The following is a 25,200-nucleotide window of genomic DNA, read 5'->3' on the forward strand; positions in this document are numbered from 1 at the left end:
AGGGAAATTTCCCTTTTTCCCTCAAGGGAAATTGGGAAAAAACAAGGAAATTTCCCTTTTTCCCTCAAGTCTTGAAAACCGCGTAAAAATGTGGGTTAGAGCGCAATCGGGAAATCGGGAAGGAAATTTATATATATAAATATATAATTTTCCCTTTCCCTCACGGGTCAGTGGGGTAAGTCGTTGTGCGAAGCTCACGCACAACAACGCCTCCCCCTGTCACTGACAAAAAATTTTTTCAAGAGTAAAACAAAAACTGAGGGGTGAACAAAAAATATGAGAACACAAAGAAGCAAATTGTTAGATGCAGTTAAACGAATGCCTGAACTGAGACATTCAATTCCGGGCAAAGAATTTAAAATACAAAATAGTGAAGTTATTAAATGGCTTATAATGCAACCTGAAATTTTAAATTATATCTGGAATAATATAAAAAATTCCGAAGCGATAAAATATAATGCTGAATCAGGATGTTGGAGTGGTGTTGATTATGATAACTGAATTTTTTGTTGCAATTATTCCACCAACTGTTACTCATCAAGAAAAGAAAGTCAGTGTGATAAAAGGTAAACCGGTTTTTTATGAACCATATAATTTAAAAGACGCCCGTTTAAAACTTATGTCACATTTAGCTAGATTTGTTCCAGCAAAAAAATATATTGGTGGAGTTCGGCTTATTGTAAAATGGTGTTTCCCGAGAAAAAATCACAGAGACGGTGAGTATAAAATAACTAAGCCGGATACGGACAATTTACAGAAGTTACTCAAGGATGTAATGACAAAGTTGGGGTATTGGGCAGATGATAATTTGGTGGCAAGTGAAATTGTGGAAAAATTTTGGGCTGAAAAGCCCGGAATATATATCAGGATAGAGGATTTGTAAGATGGAGTTAAAACAAGTTAAACAAGCAATTATGCAACAAAGTATAGTTCGTTATAAAAATAAAAACTATGTCTTTTATGCTAGTAGATGTTTTAAAAATATTCATGAAGATAGAATCGAATATGACGGAGAACTATATGACGAAAACGCAAATTGTGTTATTCATGTGCAACTAAGTGATGTAGAACTTATTGAGAAATAAATTTATAACAAGGAGGGACAAGATGAAATATGACGAAGGAAAGCCGAAACTTACCTTGTGCCCGACAGAAATAATTACAGCGGTTGCCATGGTAAGAGAGTATGGAGCAAAAAAGTATGGAGATAGTGACAGCTGGAAAGATGTTGAACCGCAAAGGTACAGAGACGCGGCTTTCAGACACTTTGTGTCATACATAAATGACCCTTTGGGTGCAGATGAAGAAAGCGGACTGCCGCATTTGTGGCATTTGGCTTGCAATATTGCGTTTTTGTGCGCTATGGAAAAGGACTGAAACTATATGGATAAAAAAGTAATTTAACAGACAAAGAATTATTATCAAACTGGATGTGATAAATCTTATGACAGCTGAAAGATTAAGGCAGTACAAAAGTATAAAAGCAGAAATTGAAGAATTGGCCGAACAGATACAAATGCTTGAAAGTTCTGACATTGTGCAGGGGTCAGACAGGGAATTCCCGTACATAAAACATAACATGAAAGTGGAAACAGGAGAGTGCGACCACACACGTGATATGTTAAAAAAAGAGTTGGGGTTATTAAAAGCCGAATATCACGCATTGAATGAATTTATTAACAACATTGCTGACAGCGAAACAAGGCGAATTTTCAGATACAGATATATTGAGGGGTGGACATTCCAAAAGATTGCTTTTAAAGTAGGCAATGGTGATGAACAGGTTCCGAGAAAAAAACATAATAATTTTTTAAAAAAGTACGAAAAATACGAAAATCACATGTTATAATTGTATTATGAAAGGTATGCAAAGTAATTTCTCCTTTTATATATTTTTTGTTTAAGAGCCGTTTTCCTTTTTGGGGCGGTTCTTTTAGTTTTAGGTCTTGTGGGAATTGTACATCATAAATTTGCTGAGGGGCGGGCGGCTGTGATGTGATTTGGAGGTGAGATATTTGACTGAAAAACAGAAACGTTTCTGTGATGAATATTTGATAGATTTGAATGGGACTCGAGCATATAAGAACGCTTATCCCAATGTAAAAAATAATGATTCGGCGGCTGTAAATGCTTCTAAACTGCTAAGAAATACTAAGATTAAAGCATATATTAGTGAGCAAATTGAGAAGCTGCACAACGAAAAGACAGCAGATGCGCAGGAGGTTGTAGAGTATCTCACGTCAGTAATGCGGGGTAAAAGTAAAGCGGAGGTGCTTGTTGTTGAGGGACGGGGAGATGGCTTTTCGAAGACGAAGCACATTGAAAAATCTCCTGATGAAAAAGAACGTTTAAAAGCGGCAGAGTTGCTTGGTAAGTATTACACACTGTTTACAGAACGAACGCAGGTTGATGGAATAGCGCAGGTTCAGATTTTAGACAATATTCCAAAGGGTGATGATAGTGGTTAGTTTGACAGACCTTATCGCGCCTTCTTTTTATGCTCTTCACCATGATATTAAGCGAGGCGGGCATACACACTACTGGCTAAAGGGCGGCAGAGGAAGCACAAAATCTTCTTTTATCAGCGTGGAAATTGTGCTTGGTATAATGAGTAATCCGAGTGCTAATGCCGTTGTAGTTCGCAAGGTGGGACTTTATCTTAAAGACAGTGTATATGAACAGCTTGTGTGGGCGATAGAAAAACTCGGAGTATCACACCTTTGGCAATTCAAGCTGTCGCCGCTTGAACTGATATATCTTCCGACAGGGCAGCGGATATTATTCAGGGGAGCAGATAAGCCCAAGAAACTGAAATCTACCAAGGTGCACAGAGGATATATTCGTTATATTTGGTATGAGGAAGTGGACGAATTTGGAGGCATGGAAGAGATACGTACGATTAATCAGTCACTTATGCGCGGAGGTGAAATGTATAATGTATTTTACTCTTACAACCCTCCGCAAAGTCAACGGAATTGGGTAAATGAAGAGGTATTGACAACGCGAAGCGACAGAGTGATACACCACAGCACATATTTAAGCGTTCCTCCTCAGTGGCTCGGCGAACAGTTTATTTTGGAGGCGGAGCATTTAAAGAAGACGAAACCGAGTAATTATAACCACGAGTATTTGGGAGAGGTTACCGGAACGGGCGGCGAGGTGTTTACAAACCTTGATGTTCGCGAGATAAGCGAAGAAGAGATTGCGGTTTTTGACCGGATCAGGCGGGGAATTGACTTTGGGTATGCGGTTGACCCGTTTGCGTATCTCGTCTGCCACTATGACAAGACACGGAAGCGGCTGTACCTCATGGATGAAATATACAAAGTCGGCTTGTCAAATCGTGCGGCGGCGGAGTTGATCCAAGGGTGCGAGGTGTATGACGGTTACATTGTCTGCGACAGCGCGGAACCTAAAAGCATAGCGGAGTTAAGAGGATATGGCCTTAAAGTACGCGGAGCAAAGAAAGGGCCCGATAGTATTGAGTATGGTATTAAGTTCCTGCAGTCGCTTGAAGTAATAATTATCGACCCTGTGCGGTGTCCGCATGCTGCCAACGAGTTTTATAACTACGAGCTTGAACGTGACAGCAGAGGTGAGTTTAAAGCTTCTTACCCTGACAAGGATAACCACACAATTGACGCGGTTAGGTATGCGCTGGAAGATGATATGAGTAACAGAGGTATTGAGATAAGAAGCAGGAAGGAGCTGGGTATATGATAGTTGACGCTGAGACGGTAAAAGAGGTTGACGGAAGAATATTGGGAAAGCTGATTAATAAACGTGCTGAAGATACGGCACGGCTTATCAAGCTTAAAGATTATTATTTGGGAAAACATGATGTGCTTTATCGAAGACCTAAAGGCAAAGGCTTGCCGAACAACAAAACGGTATGTAACCATGCGAAGTACATAGTTGATATGACACAAGGTTATTTGCTCGGCGCGCCTATTGCGTACAGTGCGGCAGACGGTATTGATATCGAACCGTTAAAGAACGCATATTTTGAAAGCGAGATACAAAATACAGACAGCCGGATTGTACGGGATATGTCTATTTACGGACATTCATATGAGTTGGTTTATGCGAACGAAGATTCCAAACCGAAGTCTGCTGTGCTTGAACCGCGGCAGGCGTTTATTGTTTATGATGATACTGTAGAGCAAAGAAAACTGTTCGGTGTGCATTACTACACGATAACAGATATAGACGGTCTGGAAGTGGGTAAAGTCGCTAATGTTTATACAGAAAACGAGGTTATAAAATACCGAAGCACAGGGGGAGGGAGCGTTTATGAAGAAATAGAGAGGACGGCGCATTCATTTGGCAGGGTGCCGATGATTGAGTATATCAACAATGAAGACAAGCAGGGCGATTTTGAACAGCTTATCGGTCTTATAGACGCATACAACACGCTGATGAGTGACCGCGTTAATGATAAGGAGCAGTTTGTAGACGCTATATTGTTCCTTAAAAACGTAGAGGTTGACAGCGAAAAAGCCAAAGAATTATTGACTGAAAAAATAATGATGTCTTTCACGCCGGACGCGGAAGCAAAATATTTACAAAAGGTTCTAAACGAGACTGATGTAGAGATACTGAGGAATAATATCAAGGACGATTTACATAAATTTTCATTAACGCCCGACCTCACAGACGAGAATTTCGGCAATAACCTTTCCGGCGTTGCTATAAGATACAAGCTTTTGGGGTTTGAACAGCATGTTAAGAATAAGGAACGGTTTTTAGTTCTTGGACTTAAAGAAAGATTTGACCTATATGTCCATTATTTATCTTTACTAAGCCGTATGAGTGTAGTAAGTTCGGGAGATGTTGACTTTATCTTCAATCGAAATCTTCCTGAGAATAATTTGGAGCTGGCACAGACGATTAATTATCTGCGCGGTCTTGTATCTGATGAAACACTGCTTGAGCAGCTTGATTTTGTGTCCGATTCAGCGGAAGAAATGGAGCTTGTGGAAAAGCAGGAGGAAAGCCGCGTAGAGCGCGAGATAAAGCGCGAGGAACTTTACAGAAAGAGCACGGGCGCGGATTATACAGCGCTTGAAGATTTAACTGATGAGAAGTGCTGATTATTGGCTGAGAGTTGCGCTAATGCGCGAACTTGATGCACACAACCGCGGAGCATACACAATACAAGAGCTTAGGCGTATGTATGACAGTATCATAAAAGATATCGACAAAGAAATAAAAAAGATATTCAACACATACAAAAATGGTGTACAAATCACAGCCGAGGAAGCCGAACAGCTTATTAATAAAGCGGCGCAGAACCAAATAGCAGATAGGCTGTCTGAAATATTAAAAGACACGGAAGATCCAAAACAGCGGCTTGAACTTATGCGCAAGATACACGCGCAGGCATACGGGGCAAGAATTAGCCGTTTAGAAGCGGTTAAGCTTAATGTATATGCTTATTTCAAAGAAAAGGCACTAACGGAGATAGAGAAAACTAAGACTTTATACAATACGGTTATAGAAGAAAGCTATTACAGAACCGTTCACGACATAGCAAAAGGCTGTAATGTAGGTGTATACTTTTCTCTTATACCTAAGCGCGCAGTTAATGAAATGCTTGGGAGTAAGTGGCATGGCGAACAATTTAGCGATAGAGTGTGGAATAACACGGCAAAGGTCGCTGAACAGTCGCAGAAGATAATTACAGAAGGGATAATGAGCCATGCGGGATATACGCAAATGGCTGCCCGGCTTGCTGAGATAATGGAAACATCAAAGTATAACGCGCAGAGGCTGGTTAATACGCAGGTCAGTTATTTCATGAACATGGCTGAATTGAGGGCTTATGAAGAATTAGGAATAGAACAATACAAATATCTTGCAACGCTTGATGAGAGGACGTGTGAAAGCTGTTCGCCGCTTGATAATAAGATATTTAAAGTCAGTGAGGCGGTAGGTGGCGTAAATTATCCGCCTATGCACCCGCATTGCAGATGTACAACAACAATGCCGACAGACTATGCAAGACGCTGGGCGCGCGACCCTCTGACAGGCAAGGGCTATAAAATAAAGGGTATGAGTTACAATGAATGGATTGAGAGCCTGACAGACAAGCAAAAAGAGGCGTTTGACAAACATGTTGTTATGTATAGAAACCGAGGCGGCGACAAGAAACAATATGTGAGATATACTGAGGTGTTGGGAAAGAAGAATGTCCCTAAAACATTTGACGAATTCCAAAATATAAAGTATAATTATACCAATCAATGGGACGACTTAAAATATTATGCTCGTAATATCAATGGAAGACCGATTGAATATGTAAAGATAGACAGAGAACTTGAAAAGGCTGGTATTAAAAACAAGGGGAAAGCATATCCGGTAGAAGACATTAAAATTAACGGCTGGCGAGTTCATGCAGAAAACAGAATTAAACAAAGCGGAATTTCAAAAGCTGAGGCACTTACATATAAAAAGAACGCTATAGCAATAATGAAAAGGTACCCGGAACCAAATACTTTGTGTGATTATTATAGTAGCAGTGGCGTAATAGGTGTTAAGTCTTATAGTGGAATAGTTCAGACTGTTATTAGTAAAGATAGAATGATGAACGATACACTTGTAGTTATAGAGGTGATGAAAAAATGGCTGAAATAGTAGATGACGTTAATTGTCCAATGTTGAATAAAGTAATAGAACTAGGTTATTGTGTTGAATTGCAGTGGATTGTTGACGGCGGAGTAAAACCAACAAAGGATGAAAAGTTTTTAACCCAAAAGCATTATGAAATTTGCAGAAATTGTAAAAAGAGAATAGACCCTAGCTTATAGTAGTGGTTCACAAGATATTATAAGTTAATGTTATTATGAAATATAATGAGGTGATTGAAATGAAAGCGGTAAAAAGTAAAAATAACAGTAATAATCTGGTAATACCTAACTTTAAAAGAGAAGCGGAAGAACCTGTCTTTGAGAAAATAAAAGCGGAATTTATAAAAAATCCGAAAATAACGGTTGAACGAGAAATTAACGGACCTTTTCAAGATATAATTGAATCTAAATGTAATGATGATGAAGTAACCTTATGTTATGATTATCAATTCGGGCTGTGTCCTATTAGATGTACTGAAAACAATGTTGATATAATTATGAATATTATAAATGACGTTATGGATTAGCACCTTTGCAAATGCAGGGTGCTTTTATTATACCAAAAATGAGGTGATGACATGAGGTCAAGAGACCCAACAAATTAATTAAAATAAAGATGATGAGCGGAGACGCTCTTTTTTTATACCCAAAATTGAAAGGAGGATTTTAAATGGCAGAAAATGCAAAACAGACAGGCGGCGCTATGGTAACACCCCAAACAGGACAAAATGTTGCAGACCTGGCAACGCCGACCGGACCTACAGCGCCGGCCGCAGGGACGGCTGTCAACGCGGGCGGCACCGATGACGTTCAATCCAAAATTGATGAAGCGTTAAAGGCGGCGCGCAAGAAGTGGGATGCAGAGCTTGAAACAAGGTTGTCGGAAGCAATAAGCGAAAGTGAACGTCTTGCCAAGCTGAACGCGGACGAACGAGCAGAAGCCGAGCGGCAAAAGGAACAGGAAAAATTTGAGAAAGAACGCGCGAAATATGAGCGTGAAAAGCTTGAATTTGAAACGGGTAAATCACTTATGGACAAAGGACTTTCGCCTCAATTCGCTTCATTTTTGGCGCAGGACAACGCCGAAACCACAAAGGCGAATATAGACGCGTTTGAAAAGGCGTTTAACGAAGAGGTGCAAGCTGCGGTTGTCGATAAGCTGAAAGGAACTGTCCCAAAGGCGGGGACAGACAAAGCCGCTGCAATAACGCAAGAGGCTTTTAACAAAATGAGTTATGCAGAGCGCGTCAAGCTGTATAACGAGGACAAAGAAACTTATGAAAAATTAACAGGAGGTAATCAATAATGGCAACAGGAACAACGAAGCTTGAAAACATGGTAAATCCCGAGGTTATGGCGCCTATGGTATCGGCAAAGCTTGAGGCAGCTATGAAGTTTGCCCCGCTTGCGACCATTGACAGAACATTGCAGGGAAAGCCGGGCGATACCGTCACGCTTCCAAAGTATGCGTACATAGGTGACGCGGAGGACGTGGGCGAGGGCGAGGCTATTCCGATTGAGAAAATGGCGACATCGACCACCAAGGTAAGCGTTAAAAAGGCAGGCAAGGGCGTTGAGCTTACGGACGAGTCCGTTCTAAGCGGCTATGGCGACCCTATGGGCGAGGCGGTAAATCAGCTTGGGTTGTCAATAGCAAACAAGCTTGACAATGATGTGCTTGCTGTGCTTGATAATATCATATCCGCTATGACAGTCGGAGATGGCACGGCAACGCTGACTTCAAACTTTATAGCGGACGCACTCGTTAAATTCGGAGAGGACATAGACGGTGAAAAGGTTCTGCTTATCGCTCCGGCACAGCTGGCGGAGCTTAGAAAATCCGAGGACTGGATTAAAGCGACCGACATCGGCGCGGATATTATAATTAAGGGCACGGTCGGCATGATACACGGCTGTCAAGTTGTGCTTTCCAACAAGATTAAGGCGGAGAACGGCGCTTATACGAACTATATCGTTAAGCCCGGTGCGCTTGCGATTTACCTAAAGCGCGATACCGAGATTGAAAATGACAGAGATATTGTTAATAAAACCACGGTTATCACAGCCGACAAGCACTATACAACGCACATCGCGGACGACGCCAAGGCCATCAAGATTAGCGCAAAGGAGTAATACCCTATGGGAATGTTATTAAGCAGACACAGGAAAGCAAGAAAAGCCGTATCTGACGATAAGCCGAAGGCGGAGGTGAGAACCAATGTTAAACAAAGCGAACGCGCTAGAAACCGCAAAAATGCTTCTAGGGATAGAGGGGGACTGCAGGGATAACCTGCTGTCCTTTTTAATTGAGGATAACATAAATCTGATTTTAAACTATTGCAGAATATCAGATTTTCCGCAAGAGCTTGAAAGCCTTTTGCCGGTTATGACCGCCGACCGATATAGGCGCGCAAGCTATGGGCAGGAAAAAGCAGACAAGGTTGTGAAGTCGGAAACACAGGGCTCTGTAAGCAAAAGCTATGAGGACAGTACGGCTAACGACAGTCATTTTCTCAATAATTACCGCGAGAGATTAAAGCCGTTTATTAATCGTAAAGGGAGGGTTCCGAGTGATTTTGATGAACCTGAAAAAAACGATTGAGGTATACAGCGGCGCTGAACTTAAAGCTGAAATAACAGCAGATATTCAACCATACAGCGGAGGTCTAGCACAGGAAGAATACGGACTTGAAATTGAGACTGTAAAGCGTATTTACTGCGAGCCTTGTACATTTCTTGAAGAAGGCGCAAGGGTCGCTTTGAAAGGTGAAAATATAAGCTATACAGTAAAGTATTCCGAACATTGGGACGATTACACAATGGCTCTTTTAAACAAGCTGCCAACAGCCGTAAAAGATGAGAGCGTGAACGTTAACACGGGAGAGAACGGCGCAAGTGATATATACGGGGGTGGGTTTTATTGATTGATTTAATTCCACGGGTGAAAAAACTGCTCGAAAGTACAGGAATAACGGTTAAATATGGCACGGAGTTTCATTTTAACGCCGTGCCTGTTATTACGTTTAGAAAAGTGACAACTGACGAGGGCTTTCACGCCGATAACGCCGAGCAGTCACAAGTAAGCAAGTTTGCTGTGGATATTTGGAGTAATTCGCCCGTGCAGTTATCCAATATAGGAGTAAAAGTCAATGAGATAATGCAGTCGGACGGCTGGACAAGGACATACGATTGCGATGTGCCCCGGCAAAGCCCTGATGAATTATATCATTTGTCGCAGAGATATAAAAAAGAGGTATTTTTTTAAAATGAGGGGTGACAATGGGAATCAATATTGAAATTGATGGGCTTGATAATATATTGGACAACTTAGAAAATATATCATCTAAACTTGACGGCGCTGTACAAAACGGGGTGGCAAAGGGCGGCAAAGCTATACAAGCCCAGTGTAAAGCTGAGTGTCCTGTTGATACAGGAGAACTGAGAAACAGCATTGTAGAAGAAACAACAGGCGGTGGAGGAAAATATACATCTGAGATAGGACCCACGGTTGATTACGGTATATACGTCGAAATGGGTACAGGTATTTACGCCGGAGGACGACAAACGCCGTGGAGGTATCAGGACAGCAAAGGACAATGGCACACGACCAGGGGGCAGAGACCACAGCCGTACATGGAACCCGGTTTTGAAGCCGGGAAAGATGAAGCGGTTGAAATATTAACTAATGAAGTACAAAAAGCAATAAATTAATTTTAGGAGGTCATTAATTATGGCAGTAAAAGAAATAAATAAACCACATTCAAAAATTGGTGTATCAAATTATACCTTTTTCCCTATAACAGCTGATGATATAGCAACAGGGAAGACTACATACGGCGAGGCGGTGACATTGCCAGGCACGGTTGAAATCGCTCCAACAGATTCAGGTTCTACCTCAACATTTGACGCGGACAACGGAGCGTATGAAGTAGATTCATACGTTGAAAAAATGGGTCATGAAATTACAAACGCTGATATACCGCCCGAGGTTGACGCAATGTGGAGAGGTGCGGAACTTGTAGACAACGGCGTGGAGTTCAATAAAGACACAGCGGCAAAGGCTGAATATTTTGCTGTGGCTTGGGTGATTGAAAAAGCCAACGGTGTAAAACGTTTGGTTAGGTACTATAAGGGCAAATATGGTTTTGCCTCAAATATTGGAGGCAAGACAAAAGCTTCTGAGGGCGCGCCCGAACATCAGACAGCCAAAGCCACATTTTCAGCCGTATTCCGTGATTCTGACGGTAAGGGATATTACTATATAGATACAGACAATCTGCCTGATGGAGTGACGGAAGAACAGGCTGTAGAAAACTGGTTCACAGACCCGAACTGGTATCCGTCAACAACACCGGAACAGGGGGTTTAGTCCATGGCAAAAGACATAGAAAATATATTGACTATAAAGATTAACGGCAAAGAAGTTCAATCAAGGCCGTTTGCTTTTGAGGATTACGCAGATATGCAGGACAAGCATTTAAGAGGGCATTCAGGCGCTTGCAAGTTGTGTTATGGTGTACTAATAAGCATGTTTAAAGGCACAGCGGCTAATAAAGAATACATTGACACAATGTCCATCGCAGAAAAAGATATGTTGTGTCGGAAATTGCTTGACATTTACCTCAATACAATAAGCGAAGTAAACGAACTTATAAAAAACCAGTAAAGTCGGACAGTGACGAAACTTTTAATCTTAATGATATATATGGAGTAATGTATAAGTCAAAAGGGATACTGCCCGACGAGCTTGCAAGACAAAATCCGGTTAAATTAATGGAAATGTTAATTTCACTAAACGAAGACGAGGAGGAAAACTCTGTCACAAATTTGCCTCCCAGTCTCGGCTGGATGAATGGATTATAAAATTATATTGTGCAGTTTTAGGACTGCACAAAGCAAAAAGCATTTTAAACAGTGTTTTTTGCTTTGTGATTGGCACCCTTTAGGGGTGCTTTTTTGTTGCGGAAAGAAAGGCGGGATTATATGAGCGGAAATTTAGGGGAATTAACTGTAAAATTTACGGGTGACGCGTCGTCATTAAGCTCCACTATATCAAAGGTGCAGTCAGAATTATCCGGTATGAATGCAATGTCGCAAAAAGGCGTAAAAAGCATTGCAGAGCAGACCCGGCAAATGGGCGGATATGATAAGATAGTCGCAAAGTCGGCCGAAAGCCTAAAGCAAAAGCGAAGTATATTAGCTGAAACGGAAAAAGCGTATAAGCAAAATACTAAACAGCTGAACGAAAATATAAAAGGGCTAAACGGTCAGAAATCGGCTATAGGCAGTCTTATGACTTCAAAAAAAGCTGAGATTCAGGCCTTAGAATCTGCCAATGCAGGACTGAATAAAAATAGTCAGGCGTATAAGGATAATGTTAAGGCAATCCAGTGGACACAAAATGAATATAAAGGATTGCAGAAACAGCACGATGAAGTATCAAAATCAATTCTGAGCAATGAAAGCGCATTGAAAAGAGAAAGTGCGGCGTATAATTCTGCAAAGTCAGCTGTTTCAAACGCAAGCAAACAGTATGAAAGTTTAGCTCAAAACCAAAAAGCTATTGTTAACATGGAAAAGGCTTTAAATCTACAAGATGTTGGGGAAAGCTGGCAAAAAGCAGGACAGAGCATTAACGCAATAACTAAGCCTATTCAGCTTGCAAGTGTTGCCCTTGCGGCCGGGGGTGTAGCTTCTGCTAAATTCGCGATAGATTTTGAAGATAATTTTGCAAATGTAAAAAAGACTGTAGATGGCACACCTCAGCAACTTCAAGAAGTAAGACAAGGTATAATAGATTTATCAACAACAGGAATAGACGGCAGAAACGCCATTCCGCAAACAACAGCACAGTTGACAGAACTTGCGGCCGCTGGCGGTCAGCTTGGTATTAAGACGGAAAATATCGTAGGTTTTACTGAAACTATGGCGCAAATGGGAACTGCGACTAATTTAGCAGGAGAACAAGGTGCAAAAACTCTTGCCCGGTTTATGAACGTGGCTGGTGTTTCGCAAGACCAGGTAGGAAATTTAGGCTCGTCAATAGTTGATTTGGGTAATAATTTCGCTACGACTGAGGCTGAAATAGCTGATATGGCTATGTATATGGGGTCTACAGGGGCGAATGTTGGTATATCAGCTCAGGACGTGCTAGCGTATTCGACAGCATTATCATCTTTAGGAGCAGAAGCCGCGTCGGGCGGTAGCGCAGTGTCCCGAATTTGGATGCAAATGCACCAGTCAGTAGCAGAGGGCGGAGAAGATTTAGAAACCTTTGCCGAGCTAAGCGGAAAGAGTTCAGAAGAATTCAAAGAACAATGGAACACAGACGCAAGCGGAGCGTTCCAGGACTTTTTGAAAGGGTTATCTAAGACAGACGACCAAATATCTACATTAAGCAATTTAGGATTTAACAATATAAGAGACCTTCAGGCGTTGCAGAAACTTGCAGGAAGCTCAGGTATAGATTTGTTGGCTGACGCATTAGAACATTCAAACACTGCATGGGCAGAGGGAACAGCACTGCAAAAAGAATTTAATGCTAAAGCAGAGACAACAGCAAGTCAAGTTCAAATTACTAAAAATAACTTGGTTGAAGCCGCACGGGGTATCGGGGAAACATTTTTGCCAACTATAAAGAATGTATCCGGCGGTATCAAAGATTTTGCTCAGAATATTGCTAATATGAGCGATGACAGTAAGCAAAGACTTATTAATATAGGTACCGGGCTTATTGGTATGGGTGCAGGCGCAAAAGTAATAGCCGGGACAACTAAAGGTATAGGAAATTTTGTTGAATCGTTGGGGAAATTAGGGACAGTAGCTCCTACGGTGGCTAGTGTGGGGCGTATAAGTCTTGCAGCGGCGGCTGGTATTATCGCGGTTACAGGTGCCGTTGCTTTAGGAACTGCCGCATATCACGCGTATCAAAATGCTCAGATAGATGTAGTAAAAGTTACTGGAAAACTAGTTCAAGCTACAAAAGACAGTCTAAAAGAATACAATAAAATTCAAGGATATAAGACACAGGCACAACAGCTTGAAGCCACGATAAAAACCTCGACGGACACAAAAGAGATTGAGAAAGCTCAAAAGAAACTTGATGAATTAAAGGCTCAGGTTGAACAAGAGTATAACGTTGAAATAACTGTAAATGATAATGGCTTTGGCGGTGAATTTGATAAGATAGAGGGGAAAGCTAAAAGCGATTTGCTAAGCAACCGTGCTGACCTTCAAAATCAGTTAAACGATAGTGATTTTAGTAAAGCTATTAAAAATACAGAAGATTTTTCCAGCGGTTTAAAAGAAGCGGAAAACGATGTGCAAAGATATTCAAGCGCGTTAGGAGAATATAAAGACCTCACCAGTAGTTTTGAAAGCGCACAAAAAAACCTTAATGAACAGCTTCAAAGCGGTTCTATAGATGCAGAACAATATAATAACAAAATGTCTGAACTGCAAAAGAATTATTCCAGTGCGCAGGAAAAAGTGCGTAATGCTTATGGTGTATCGGCAAATGACCCGGTGGCAGGCTGGCTGTTGGACGCAGAAAGAAGAGTTAGCGAGTTTTCATCTAAGCTGGATAAATCAGAAGCAGAGGTGCAGCAGTATAAAGAAGGTATACAAGGCGTTGCAGATGTAACAAGTGCCTTAGTGCCCAAGCAGCTTGCAGACGGTGAGTTTGAGCGCGCTTTAAGCGGAATAAATACGACTTTGGGCGATGTTAAAAATTATACCAAAGAAATGGGATATGACGACTTTGCAAGAGGTATAACAGAGCAATTGACTGTTGCACAGCAAGGTCTTGACAATATATATCAGGTAGCTCAAGGAAGCACAGAGGGAATAGGTAATTTCTTTTCTGATTTTGTTTCCAATGCTGAACTTGCAGGTGCAAGCTCTGATGATATAGCGAAATCAATGGCGAATATAGGTACATCTCTAATGCAAAATGGTGCGGATGGAAATGTTGTCGCTGATATAATAAACAGTCTTAACGAATTGCCCGAAGATAAAACAGTTGCCATAAATGCAGAGGGCAACGGACTGGAAGTTATAGACAAAATAGGCAAGGAACCAGTCACTCAAGAAGTGAATCAAGAAGTTAATGAAGCCGAAACGCCTGAACCCGAGCCTGTTACGCAGGAGGTCGAACAAGAAGTTGAGCCGGCTCCCACAGAAGAACCGGAGCCGGTAACTCAAGAGGTACAGCAAGAAGTTGAGGAAGCTCCAACAGAATCTCCTGAACCTGTTACTCAAGAAGTCAAGCAGGAAGTTGAGGAAGCTCCGAATGCTGACTTTGAGCCAGTTACCCAAACTATTAATTTAGAAGTTGGGGAAGTTCCAACCCCTGATAATTTAGTTGTAAAAGGTAAAGTAGACTATGAATTGGGAACAATGCCGCAAGTCGAACCGCCAACTATTACCGGAACGGCAAATTATAATTTGGGAATAACTCCAACTTCTGTGCCTGAAGTACTCGGAACAGCAAATTATAATTTAGGAACCGCACCAACATCAGCTCCTGATATTTCGGGTGTTGCTAACTATAAAGGTAATTTTCCGTCAAGTGCTCCGACACTTCACGGAACAGTTGTTTATAAGGCTGAAATTCAGGGTGCACCCAAAGCCAAAGGAGATAAAAATTTCCCAGGCGGTATGGCAATGATAAATGATGAAAAGGGAACATCAGACCCTAGGGAGCTTGTTGAATACGGCGGCAGGGGGTATATATTTGAGGGCAGGGACGTTGTACTGCCTTTGCCTGAGCACGCCAAAATTTACACTGCAAAGCAAACAAAACAAATAATGTCAGGCGCAGGAATCCCTCGTTATGCAAGCGGTAAAAATAACGAGGATTGGGAGAACGCTAAGTCTGACAGAGAACATATACGCAAAACCTCATACAACATAATACCGGCCTGGGAAGAGCTTGAATGGCTCGACCAAATGAAACAGAAATTTGCTTCTGATGCGGAAGTTATAAAAGAAATTGAGGAAGAAATAGTCAATTATACAAGAGAGATGTGGAGCCAAAACCTGGAATCAATGGAATTTGCGCTTGATATGGGCTGGACATCTCAGGAAGAATACTATAATAACCTTGCCGTATACCGTGATGAAAATTTCGCGCCCGACACGCAGGAATGGAAAGACGCAACGCTCAAGTTACATAAGTACAGTCAGCAGCTTATTGACGACGCAAATAAAGCTTCTAAGGCATATATTGATTTGCACGCCAGTATAAACGACTGGGGCGAAATGGGCACAAGTATGGGCGCTGTTTGGCAGACGGTTAATCAGCGTAATGTTCAGGCGGCAAAGAACGGATTAATCACCTGGGAAGATTATTTTGATACCAGGCTTGATTACACAGAGCAGTTTCTTGACGGTTATTTGAATTATTCCAACGACTGGATAGAAAACGAGAAAGAATATAACAATATGTCTGCGGCTGACACTATAGCGGCGGTTAATAGACAAAAGAAAGAAGTACAAAAATATTTTGAGGAACTCGGAGAACTAACCAATGAAGAAAAGGTAGCTAAAATTAAAATAGAAGCAGAGCTGGACAGAAAAAGTTATGACGCGGTCAGAGACAAATTGAGCGAATGGGAAGATGACGCAGACTGGACTGAGAAGCAAGCAGGGGTATATGGCTGGGAAGAAATTGGAGAAAATAAGCTTGATTTTTACCAGCGCAAAATAGATAAATATACACAATGGTCGCAAGATGAGAGCCTGGACCCGACTAAACAGCAATATGCTCGCCGTCAAGCTGACGAAATGAAGATGAAGCTGTACGAAGCCACAGAGGATAGATATGACGAAATGCTGGATATGGCTAAGGACCGTATGGACGAGGTCAAGGACTTGCTCGACGACAAGCTGTCAGCTCTGGAAGAATCCTGGGAAGTGGAAGATCGTGCAGAAGATAAGGCCGAAACCCTGTCAGACATTGAGAAATACAAGAATGCTGTAACGATAGAGGGCAAGCAAAAATATCAGGAAGCATTAGACAAACTCAAAGAGATAGAGCGAGACGAACAGCGTTATCAGATAGAGCAGGAAAATAATGCCATAATAAAGCAAATGGAAGCTGAATATAAGGCGCTTGAAGACGAAAAGGCAAATATATTACAGCAGACAAAAGAAGCAAATTTAAAAGTTGCCTCGGTGGTTGAACCGCTGGAACAGAGTATAAATGCTAATATGGATAATATGGCGAGCAGAATAGAAGCTGCCATTAAGGAAATAAAGCCGAGTATTACAGTAACACAGAATATTACCAGTAATATAAATGACGGCACTGACGGGATACTCTATCACAACAAAGTGCTGTCTAAAACGGTAACCGCTGTAGGGGGTCAAAAATGAGACATGGAATAACATTTAGGGGTAAACACAGTAATGATGTTGGCGTAATCGTAAAGACCGTTGGGAGACCGATAATTGCGCCTGTAAGACAGATTGATGAGGAGGTGCCATACAGGGACGGAAATGTTGATTGCTCCGAGACAGGAGGGCGGTTATATTATGATGATAAAGTTTTGGAGCTTGACTTTTATTTAATTTCCCACGATACTGTTGAACTCCAAAAAAACGTAACAAAAGTCGCAAACTGGTTAGCCGGAGGATACGGGATACTTATATTTGACGACATGCTGAGCACAGTATGGATTGCAAAACCTGTTGACTTAGACGACTTAACAATTGAGCTATATAAAAACGGACACACCAAAATACAATTCAGGTGCAGACCGTTTAACGACTGGATACATGACAGTAAAGGAGTGCCGCTGGACAGTAACCATTCATTGGACAGCGATATACCTTTGGGATTGGGAGACGAAAACGAGATAATATACGGCGCAGGAGCAACAGGGCTTGAATTAGATTATTGCGGTTCTGCTCCTGTCAGACCCGTTGTTATTATAACGCCAACAACTGAGACTAACGGATTCAACCTGACGATTAACAACAGCACTATAAGCAGTACAGCAGCTTTTAAAAATCCTGTAACAATAGACTGTGCAAATGCTGTTCTGCCGAGTGGTTTTTCAGGTGATTTTTTTGAGCTGAAACCCGAAATAAATAAAATAAATATTAACTGTCTGAGCGGAAACGGTCAGATTATATTAGAATATGTACCTAAATTATTATATGGAGATGGATTTTAATGAAATTTATTGCAGTGTACGATAAAGACGCAACAGAATATGAATCAGACAGGCTGGGATTTTTAGAAAATGCAAAAGATGTATGTATTGAACAGTCAATTAACGGAGATTATGAATTGACATTTATCCTGCCTAAAGGTGATAAAAAATGGGGATTGATTGACTTTGAGCGCAAGGTCGGGTATGACGGACGTATATTCAGGATTAAAGATATAGACGACTGCACAATATCAGCCTCAACGCTACTGCAGGACGCGTGCAGAACGCATGTGCAATACATAGGAGACATGATAAACACCCCGGCAAATGAGATTATGGAGGGTATTTTTTCAAAAACGCCGTATGTAACAGTTTTGAAAAAAGAAGAGATTGAAGCACTGGGGCTTGAACCTGTCACGGACAAAATAGACTTTTTTGAAATGTCAAAGACTACCCCTATAGCGTGTCTTAACAGGCTTATGGAAACGTTAAAAAAGTATAGAGTACACAGCGAAGTATATATTGATAATGACAAAATTGGCCTTGTAAGACAGCTGGGAACAAAGAAAGATTTTGTTATCGACCCTAGATATAACGGGTGTGAAATAAAGCCTAAAATATCAACTTATACATTAGTAACAAAGCTGTATCCATACGGTAAGGATGATTTACCGCTTGAGGGCGACAAGCAGTATATTTTAAGTCCTAACTATGATACATTGGGAGAATACGAAGGGTTCTGTAATTTTGATGAAGTAACCGACCAGGAAGATTTGTTGCTGGCGGCACAGACACAATTCAGGGCAGACAACCCGGAAAGAATAGACGTGCCTAAATATGCGGTAAATGTAAAAGTATTGGATTTGCCGGGAGAAATAAACCTAGGAGACATAGTGACGGTAAATGATATAAACAACGGAATCAAATCAAATCAAAGAGTTATAACGGTTAAAAAATACCCGTATGAGCCGCACAAAAATTCTATTGTTGTAGGAGTGCCGCCAATAAATATGATAGAAGCATTCAGCGGAATGTTCACAGCTCACCAATATTTAAGACTGGCGCAGAACGAAAGAAATGAATATAAGACAAACACACTTGAATTTATGAAGAAAAATGAAGATGTAACTGTTGAAAATAACGGAGAATATCAAAAAATAGCGCAGTATGAAACGGGAGCAATGTTCGTGTCGGACGACGGTAAATATGCAGTTGCTTTGATTGATGGGAAAATCAAGATTGGAGCAGCTGACAAAAGTCGTGACGACGGCTGGAACTGGATAGGAGTATTTGGACACGGTGACGGAAGCGATTGGGCAACGACATATCTATATACCAACTTAATCACAATAATGTCGCAAAATGGCAAACTTAAAATAGAGGATAATCTAATCACGATGTACGACGGAAATGGAACATTGCGCTATCAATCGGGCTACGACGGTCATAAATATGTATTTGAACTATATAATGAACAAGGAAAACGCACGGCGTATATGGACGACAACGGAAATTTAACAATTTGCGGTGTGTTTATGACGGGTGAAAATGGCGAAGCAAGAACCGTTATAGACGGCAATGGTATACAGAGTTATGATAATAATAATAAACTTCATGGGTTAGTGGTGAGTAAAGGTCTTCCGGATTTATCTTTATATTGCAATGGACAAGAAACTTTTGAAATCAGAAATGAAGGAGCGGGTCTAATAACGATAATGTGTGACGGTTCTGAGATTATGAGTTTAGACAACATTAGGTGTGGCTTAGTCGGTACATGGTATTATAAAGGAGCGGAAATTGTCACGAAAGATGATATAGAAAGATTGCAGTCGCAGATTAATACGCTGAAAGGTATATAATTAATGTGAATTTAGGAAACATGTCATAAAATTCCTTTACAAGTCATGAAAAATATGCTATTATGTAGAAAAATATAAAATAGAGGGGGAAGAAAAATGAAGAAGTTTATTGGAATGACGTTATCAATTTTGCTTTTATTATGTTTGTCAAGTTGTGGAGCGACCTATACAAGTAATGATTTGGCTATTTATAATACAGAAAAAAATAATTATATTAAAATAGGAATGTCAAAAAATGAGCTTGTAGATATACTTGGTACCCCTAAAGTTGAAGATGAATACGATTGTTTTGAGAATATAAAAATAAAATATATAGATGATACAGTTCAATATATACGATTATCAGATGAAGTCAAAGTGTATCTTTTTTTAAATGCATACCAAATAGGAACCTCAATTAATACTATTCAAAAAAAACATAATTTAATACAAGATAAATATGATAAAGAAAAATATCATTTATTTTTAGTGAAAAACAAAGATCGATATATAGATTTTTCTAAAGGTCGCAGTTGCGATGAAATGATGAAAATAATAGATGAATGTTTTGAAGTAGATGGCAATGACGTTTATCATTTATTATTATTTGCGGATTCGAATGACAATATTGTTAGTTCTGTTACAATATCTAAGTTTGGGATTGGCGAAACCGGAAGTGAATGGGGAGCAGATGGATACATAACTAAGTATTCAAGAATTTTAACAGATAATGAAAAAAATTATGTAACAGGATATGAGGAATATAGCGACGCAAATATAAAGAAAAAAGAAAGTGAACTTAAAAATGAACTTGACATCTTATCAGATGCTTTTGATAAAGTAGTTGAAAACGATATGGGTTTAGATTACGCAAGTAAAAACAGTCAATTAAAAGCAATATCAGATTTAAAAGAAAGCAAGTATGATGAACTTTCTAAAGTAAGATTTGAGAGTACACGGAGATATAAAATACTTAATAATTAAAATATTCAAAAAACTTCTTGACAAAAGTATCCACATATGTTAATATATTTGTGGATACAGAAAAGAGGTGATTTATTTGTCTAAAAAAGGTAGACCGACGGATGACCCAAAAACTCTTAACACTAGGGTTCGATTTTCGGAGGAAGATATAAGACGTCTGGAATTCTGTTGTGAGAAAACAGGAATGAAAAAGTCCGAAATTATACGTTTGGGTATTAAAGAGGTTTACAATAAATTAAAAAAATAGAGTAGCCGTCCTCTGGAAAAGGTTAAACGACTACTCGGTCGACAGATAAATCTATCAAATATATTGTATCATAGATAGAAACTTCTGTCAAACAAATTCAATAATTTTGAGAGGAGCTTTTATTTATGCAAGAATTACAAGAAAAAGTACAAACTTTAGATAGTAGAGAAGTTGCAAAGATGGTTGAAAAGCGACATACAGATTTAATTAGGACTATTGAAAACTATCGAAATTACTTAGATGATAGTCAAAACGCAAAATTGCGTTCTGATGATTTTTTCACAGAAAGCAGCTACAGATCAGGCACAGGCAAGAAATATAAATGTTATTTTATAACAAAAAAGGGTTGTGAGCTGATAGCTCATAAAATGACTGGAAAGAAACATATACAATTCACAGCTGCATATATTAATAAATTTCACGAAATGGAAAATAAACTTAATAGTAATAGTAGCTTACCGCAACCTAAGGCAGAAGAAATAACACCCAAATATCACAATGGCGAACCGGTTATAACGATACAGGATATTGTAAAATTATCAGACCTAAACGTAAATACTATACGTTATTATGTTAGACGTCTTGAGCGTAATAAAGATTATTACTTATTAGAGTGGGAAGACTTGGCAAAGTTTAAGCGAAACAACCCTTCCATCGACAAAATGATTTCCAGCTTATGCGTTATCAATAGGCAAGGAGCTGAAAAACTTGCTCAGATGATACAGGGTGTACCTATACAGGATTGCTTTAAGGCTTTACCCGAGCCAAAAAAGAATAAAATATTCAACCTTTCATCGATTAAGCCGTTAAAATACATAGTTGATGATGGGATACGTTTTTCAAGTATTATTAATGATTGTTTTAAAAGCTGGACACAAAGTCTTACATGGGATGACATCAAAGATGTACAAGGAATAATGCGTGAACGTTTTAGTGATTTGCAAAAATGTATGGAAGTGATTGACAATATTACTGTTAGTAATGATAAGCAATTATTGTTTTTTGATTGATAATCTTATAATTAATCAATGTCGCACCCACATGTGGGTGATGAAGATAAAACTAGGGGGTGTCAAAACGCCGCCCCATCTGTAACAGATGATTTGGGGCGCACCCCATGTGGGGTGCGCGGATTGATAAGACTTTCGCTCATTTTTGAGCAATAGGGTTGACGGTCGCATTTCGTGTGTGTGGATTGAAAAATATGAACGTCCGAAAGGGCGTTCTTTTTATATATATAAAATTAAGAAAGGATGATAATTATGTTACAAAAAAATGAGCATGTTCCGTTCGTTTGTGATGATGTGATACCGGATGGGTTATATCCATATTGCAGAGAAGTTTTTGACGCAATCTTGGAAGCAAAAATACCATATGGAAGAACACGTACGGTATTAAAACTTGTTTCACAGGCGTTGCAAAATGTAACACCAGGCGAGGTTGAGACAAAGCGAGAGAAAACAGATTATCCCATCTGCTCAGACTAGAACCAAATAATAAAATAGAAAGGAGGTAAAAATTGACATAAATATGTATATTTGATATAATAAAAAAAGCCAATGGACGATTGGCGGTTATTCTGACTTCCCATAGAGGGGAGTTGATATTATGGAGGAAGTAATTATAGTCATGTACATAATACTTCTAACTCTAATAGTTCTTAAAAAGAAATAACCGCCCATGGCGGACGGTATTCCCTCAACTCTAAATTGCAGCGGAATAACCGTACCCCTACAGTTGTTCCATTGGCTATATTATATCACACAAATAATATTTGTCAAGACACCCAATAGGGTGTTTTTTTGTTGCGAAAAAGAAAGGGTGATAAAATGGCAAAGCATAGTATAAACGAAAACTATAACGGACAAACGAAATTGCGCCACTGGTGGATAGTTATAAGAGATAATCTGTCAAATCTGCTGGGTTGGTACAACAGCCATATAGACGGCACGGCAGATAGACACAGGGCGGAGGATATAGACTACGACGACAGCGGCACTGTTAAGGAAAAAATAAATAAAATAGATATGTCTCTGTTTAAGCAGACAAATAAATTGCCCGATGAAATATTAACACCGGGCTTTTATTATGGGGGAGGTGTTGTTAATGGTACGTTAGGAGGTAGCGGCACATATTGGTTTGCAATAGAGATATATCCGGTTTTTACAAATCTATTGCAGATACTTCATCAAAATGTTAATGGGGAGTGGACAACATATTACAGAAATGTTTCAGGCTTAGAAAGTGATACTCCGCAGTTTACGGAATGGGTGCGGCTGGCGAAAATATCTGATGTAACTGCATTAAGAACTGAGGTTATTAACCAAATAGGTAATACTCAAAATTTGACTACTGTCGAAAAAGAAAACTTAGTTAATGCTATAAATGAAGTCAATCAGAATATATCAAACGAAGTTAATGCCCGTGTTAATGCTGACGAAACTATAAGAAAAGAAATACCGATTAAGACGACTGAGACAATAACCTCAGAGACCACAGATAACAGCAGCTATGTAACGCCGCTTGTAGTTAAAAATGCTATAAGTAATCTTGTGGAAAGTTCTGACGAAATAAAAAATATTGCTGACGGCTTAGCCCAAAAGGCAGATAAGGTTACAAACGGGGGATTTATAGCCGGAGGAGCAAAAGTCGGAGAAGTTGAAAATATATCTATAGGCGACGGTATAGCTTCAACCGGAGCATATGGCGTTGTAATTGGTTCAGGAGCAGAAGGTGCAAGTAATTGTGTTGCGATTGGAAGCACTACAACGGCCGGGGCTGATAAATCTGTAGCAATAGGATACGGCGCGGAATGTTTGGCAGACAATGCTGTGCAGATTGGTGACGGAAGTAATTCCGATAAAGGTACAATGAAGTTTCGGGGGTATAAAATAGTCAGCTGTGATTTTACAGATAACGAATACTATATTAATGATGTAGGCAGACTTAGTCGACTATATACTACTAATCAATCAAGCATTGTAGACGCAATAAACGAATTGAGTTTAAGCAAAGGGAATAACGCCAGTAAGGCAGTGCTGGGGGAAGTATTATCAAAATCCGAGGATTTTAATATTAGTTCATCCGGTGGTAATTGGATAGTAGGATATAGTATACCGAATATAACAATTACAGATGACACATACGGAACTTTTACCCTGCCGTCTCAAATCTTAGAAATTTCAGGAGTAAAGGACAAAATCGGAGAAGAGAAAAAATATTGTTATGCTTCTTACACGCTCGACACGGACAATTTATCCGGTGAATTGAGTACGTCAGATGTGACTGTATATTATCAGCTAAAAGAAGCAAAAGGAAACCCAAACAGCTATTTAGATATAGAAGACGAAACGAAACTGACAACTATTAATATCTATCTTGGGACTGTTACATTGAACGCAGAGAATGATTTGCTACCTGACGGAACTGTTAGTGTTATTTATTCGGGAAGTGAATCTGCAAATGAAAACTTGGAAATTAATCTGCTAAAGATTTTCAATACATCCGGTATTATAACTGGTGAATTTGTTGAGGTTACTGCAGATGAGGTAAGCGCATTATTTTAAATAAGTAAAAAAATAAATTAAATATATTAAATAAAAATATGGAGGTAATATCATGGATCATGGCAACAAAAATTTTAGGAATGGAAGCATTAACAAAGTTAGTAGAAAAGATTAAGGCGGTAACGGCAGCGATACCAACCAAACTCAGTCAGCTTACAAACGACAGTGGCTATCAGACGAGTTCACAGGTATCTACTACAGTTATGAATGCGACAAAGGATTTAGCGGCAAAAACTGATGTAGGAACATTGACAACCTTGACGACAACGGCAAAAAATAACCTTGTGGCAGCGATTAACGAAATAGACGAACATCAGGATTCAACTGCTTCGATAGTAGGAGGGCAAGCAGAAATTATTGATGGATTAGATGCACGTATTGGTGCATTGACAGACCTTAACACAACAGCAAAAGGGACTATAGTTGCGGCGATTAATGAAGTTAAAACGAGCGCAGACGGGAAAATGACATCGGCTCAGGTTGATTCAAAAATTACAGCTGCAAAGGCAGGACTAGCAACAGAAACATATGTAAACAACAAAGTGTCAAGCGTATACAAGTATAAGGGAAGTAAGGATACATATGCTTCGCTTCCGACAACAGGAAATACCGTTGGAGATGTATGGAACGTTGTTGATAAGAACGGTCAAAATTTTGCATGGACAGGCTCAGCGTGGGACGCTCTTGGCGAGACTATAGACTTAAGCGGATATATGAAGAACGACGCACTGCAGGAAATCACAGCTGCAGAAGTAGAGGCTTTATTTAACTAAACCT

Annotated in this window: 30 protein-coding genes; all 30 read left to right on the forward strand. The window is 39.9% G+C overall.

Translation table 11 applies throughout. The features are described from left to right. Positions 1–276 precede the first annotated feature (276 nt). The 30 genes from B9O19_RS00005 to B9O19_RS00135 all read left to right on the forward strand — a co-directional run bounded on the left by B9O19_RS00005 (position 277) and on the right by B9O19_RS00135 (position 25,196). On the forward strand, positions 277–501 hold the full coding sequence (locus B9O19_RS00005; protein WP_102364547.1) for a hypothetical protein: 225 nt from the start codon (positions 277–279) through the stop codon (positions 499–501). Further along, complete coding sequence (locus B9O19_RS00010; protein WP_102364548.1) at positions 491–883, forward strand: RusA family crossover junction endodeoxyribonuclease; 393 nt, start codon at positions 491–493, stop codon at positions 881–883. Before B9O19_RS00005 ends, B9O19_RS00010 begins: the two co-directional genes overlap by 11 nt. 1 nt (position 884) lies before the next feature. After that, on the forward strand, positions 885–1,085 hold the full coding sequence (locus tag B9O19_RS00015) for a hypothetical protein (RefSeq protein ID WP_102364549.1): 201 nt from the start codon (positions 885–887) through the stop codon (positions 1,083–1,085). A 22-nt stretch (positions 1,086–1,107) separates the two neighbouring features. Then, positions 1,108–1,377, forward strand: a complete 270-nt coding sequence (locus tag B9O19_RS00020) for a dATP/dGTP diphosphohydrolase domain-containing protein (RefSeq protein ID WP_102364550.1) — start codon at positions 1,108–1,110, stop codon at positions 1,375–1,377. Between the two features lie 67 nt (positions 1,378–1,444). Further along, a complete protein-coding gene (locus tag B9O19_RS00025) occupies positions 1,445–1,849 on the forward strand; it encodes a hypothetical protein (RefSeq protein WP_102364551.1) in 405 nt (134 codons plus the stop codon). A gap of 157 nt (positions 1,850–2,006) precedes the next feature. After that, positions 2,007–2,468 (forward strand): terminase small subunit, encoded by a 462-nt coding sequence (locus B9O19_RS00030; RefSeq protein ID WP_306559983.1) that lies wholly within the window; start codon positions 2,007–2,009, stop codon positions 2,466–2,468. Next, complete coding sequence (locus B9O19_RS00035) at positions 2,455–3,720, forward strand: PBSX family phage terminase large subunit (protein WP_102364553.1); 1,266 nt, start codon at positions 2,455–2,457, stop codon at positions 3,718–3,720. The genes B9O19_RS00030 and B9O19_RS00035 overlap by 14 nt, the downstream gene beginning before the upstream one ends. Continuing rightward, the gene (locus B9O19_RS00040; protein ID WP_102364554.1) at positions 3,717–5,093 is read left to right on the forward strand and encodes a phage portal protein; all 1,377 of its coding nucleotides are present in this window, start codon (positions 3,717–3,719) and stop codon (positions 5,091–5,093) included. The genes B9O19_RS00035 and B9O19_RS00040 overlap by 4 nt, the downstream gene beginning before the upstream one ends. Next, entirely contained in the window at positions 5,080–6,636 is a 1,557-nt protein-coding gene (locus tag B9O19_RS00045) for a minor capsid protein (protein ID WP_102364555.1), read from the forward strand. The genes B9O19_RS00040 and B9O19_RS00045 overlap by 14 nt, the downstream gene beginning before the upstream one ends. After that, positions 6,624–6,809, forward strand: coding sequence for a hypothetical protein (locus B9O19_RS00050; protein ID WP_102364556.1), 186 nt, complete (start codon positions 6,624–6,626; stop codon positions 6,807–6,809). Before B9O19_RS00045 ends, B9O19_RS00050 begins: the two co-directional genes overlap by 13 nt. 59 nt (positions 6,810–6,868) lie before the next feature. After that, positions 6,869–7,156: a hypothetical protein gene (locus B9O19_RS00055; RefSeq protein ID WP_102364557.1), complete on the forward strand. Its 288-nt coding sequence runs from the start codon at positions 6,869–6,871 to the stop codon at positions 7,154–7,156. Positions 7,157–7,299: 143 nt separating this feature from the next. Further along, entirely contained in the window at positions 7,300–7,935 is a 636-nt protein-coding gene (locus tag B9O19_RS00060; protein ID WP_102364558.1) for a DUF4355 domain-containing protein, read from the forward strand. Next, entirely contained in the window at positions 7,935–8,762 is an 828-nt protein-coding gene (locus tag B9O19_RS00065) for a N4-gp56 family major capsid protein (RefSeq protein ID WP_102364559.1), read from the forward strand. The genes B9O19_RS00060 and B9O19_RS00065 overlap by 1 nt, the downstream gene beginning before the upstream one ends. 6 nt (positions 8,763–8,768) lie before the next feature. Beyond that, complete coding sequence (locus B9O19_RS11590; RefSeq protein WP_158648863.1) at positions 8,769–8,918, forward strand: hypothetical protein; 150 nt, start codon at positions 8,769–8,771, stop codon at positions 8,916–8,918. After that, complete coding sequence (locus tag B9O19_RS00070; RefSeq protein ID WP_102364560.1) at positions 8,848–9,231, forward strand: phage head-tail connector protein; 384 nt, start codon at positions 8,848–8,850, stop codon at positions 9,229–9,231. The genes B9O19_RS11590 and B9O19_RS00070 overlap by 71 nt, the downstream gene beginning before the upstream one ends. Next, positions 9,200–9,553 (forward strand): hypothetical protein, encoded by a 354-nt coding sequence (locus B9O19_RS00075; protein WP_102364561.1) that lies wholly within the window; start codon positions 9,200–9,202, stop codon positions 9,551–9,553. Before B9O19_RS00070 ends, B9O19_RS00075 begins: the two co-directional genes overlap by 32 nt. Further along, on the forward strand, positions 9,550–9,894 hold the full coding sequence (locus tag B9O19_RS00080) for a hypothetical protein (RefSeq protein WP_102364562.1): 345 nt from the start codon (positions 9,550–9,552) through the stop codon (positions 9,892–9,894). Before B9O19_RS00075 ends, B9O19_RS00080 begins: the two co-directional genes overlap by 4 nt. A 14-nt stretch (positions 9,895–9,908) precedes the next feature. Then, positions 9,909–10,340, forward strand: a complete 432-nt coding sequence (locus tag B9O19_RS00085; protein ID WP_102364563.1) for an HK97-gp10 family putative phage morphogenesis protein — start codon at positions 9,909–9,911, stop codon at positions 10,338–10,340. Between the two features lie 19 nt (positions 10,341–10,359). After that, on the forward strand, positions 10,360–10,998 hold the full coding sequence (locus tag B9O19_RS00090; protein ID WP_102364564.1) for a major tail protein: 639 nt from the start codon (positions 10,360–10,362) through the stop codon (positions 10,996–10,998). Positions 10,999–11,001: 3 nt separating this feature from the next. Next, positions 11,002–11,295: a hypothetical protein gene (locus B9O19_RS00095; protein ID WP_102364565.1), complete on the forward strand. Its 294-nt coding sequence runs from the start codon at positions 11,002–11,004 to the stop codon at positions 11,293–11,295. Between the two features lie 47 nt (positions 11,296–11,342). Continuing rightward, positions 11,343–11,492 carry a hypothetical protein gene (locus B9O19_RS11595; protein WP_158648864.1) on the forward strand — a complete coding sequence of 50 codons (150 nt, stop codon included), beginning with the start codon at positions 11,343–11,345 and terminating at the stop codon, positions 11,490–11,492. A 120-nt stretch (positions 11,493–11,612) separates the two neighbouring features. After that, the gene (locus tag B9O19_RS00100; RefSeq protein WP_102364566.1) at positions 11,613–17,006 is read left to right on the forward strand and encodes a phage tail tape measure protein; all 5,394 of its coding nucleotides are present in this window, start codon (positions 11,613–11,615) and stop codon (positions 17,004–17,006) included. Next, positions 17,003–17,809: a distal tail protein Dit gene (locus B9O19_RS00105; RefSeq protein WP_102364567.1), complete on the forward strand. Its 807-nt coding sequence runs from the start codon at positions 17,003–17,005 to the stop codon at positions 17,807–17,809. Before B9O19_RS00100 ends, B9O19_RS00105 begins: the two co-directional genes overlap by 4 nt. Continuing rightward, positions 17,809–19,647 (forward strand): prophage endopeptidase tail family protein, encoded by a 1,839-nt coding sequence (locus B9O19_RS00110; protein WP_102364568.1) that lies wholly within the window; start codon positions 17,809–17,811, stop codon positions 19,645–19,647. The genes B9O19_RS00105 and B9O19_RS00110 overlap by 1 nt, the downstream gene beginning before the upstream one ends. 96 nt (positions 19,648–19,743) lie before the next feature. Next, the gene (locus B9O19_RS00115) at positions 19,744–20,610 is read left to right on the forward strand and encodes a hypothetical protein (protein ID WP_102364569.1); all 867 of its coding nucleotides are present in this window, start codon (positions 19,744–19,746) and stop codon (positions 20,608–20,610) included. Positions 20,611–20,677: 67 nt separating this feature from the next. Continuing rightward, entirely contained in the window at positions 20,678–20,857 is a 180-nt protein-coding gene (locus B9O19_RS11785; protein WP_245862956.1) for a hypothetical protein, read from the forward strand. Positions 20,858–20,982: 125 nt separating this feature from the next. Continuing rightward, positions 20,983–21,867 (forward strand): Rha family transcriptional regulator, encoded by an 885-nt coding sequence (locus tag B9O19_RS00120; protein WP_102364570.1) that lies wholly within the window; start codon positions 20,983–20,985, stop codon positions 21,865–21,867. A gap of 252 nt (positions 21,868–22,119) precedes the next feature. Then, complete coding sequence (locus tag B9O19_RS00125; protein WP_102364571.1) at positions 22,120–22,344, forward strand: hypothetical protein; 225 nt, start codon at positions 22,120–22,122, stop codon at positions 22,342–22,344. Positions 22,345–22,662: 318 nt separating this feature from the next. Continuing rightward, positions 22,663–24,423 (forward strand): hypothetical protein, encoded by a 1,761-nt coding sequence (locus tag B9O19_RS00130; protein ID WP_102364572.1) that lies wholly within the window; start codon positions 22,663–22,665, stop codon positions 24,421–24,423. Between the two features lie 59 nt (positions 24,424–24,482). Then, a complete protein-coding gene (locus B9O19_RS00135; RefSeq protein ID WP_102364573.1) occupies positions 24,483–25,196 on the forward strand; it encodes a hypothetical protein in 714 nt (237 codons plus the stop codon). Positions 25,197–25,200 lie beyond the last annotated feature (4 nt).

The organism is Monoglobus pectinilyticus (assembly GCF_002874775.1).
GTDB classification, from domain to species: Bacteria; Bacillota; Clostridia; order Monoglobales; family Monoglobaceae; genus Monoglobus; species Monoglobus pectinilyticus.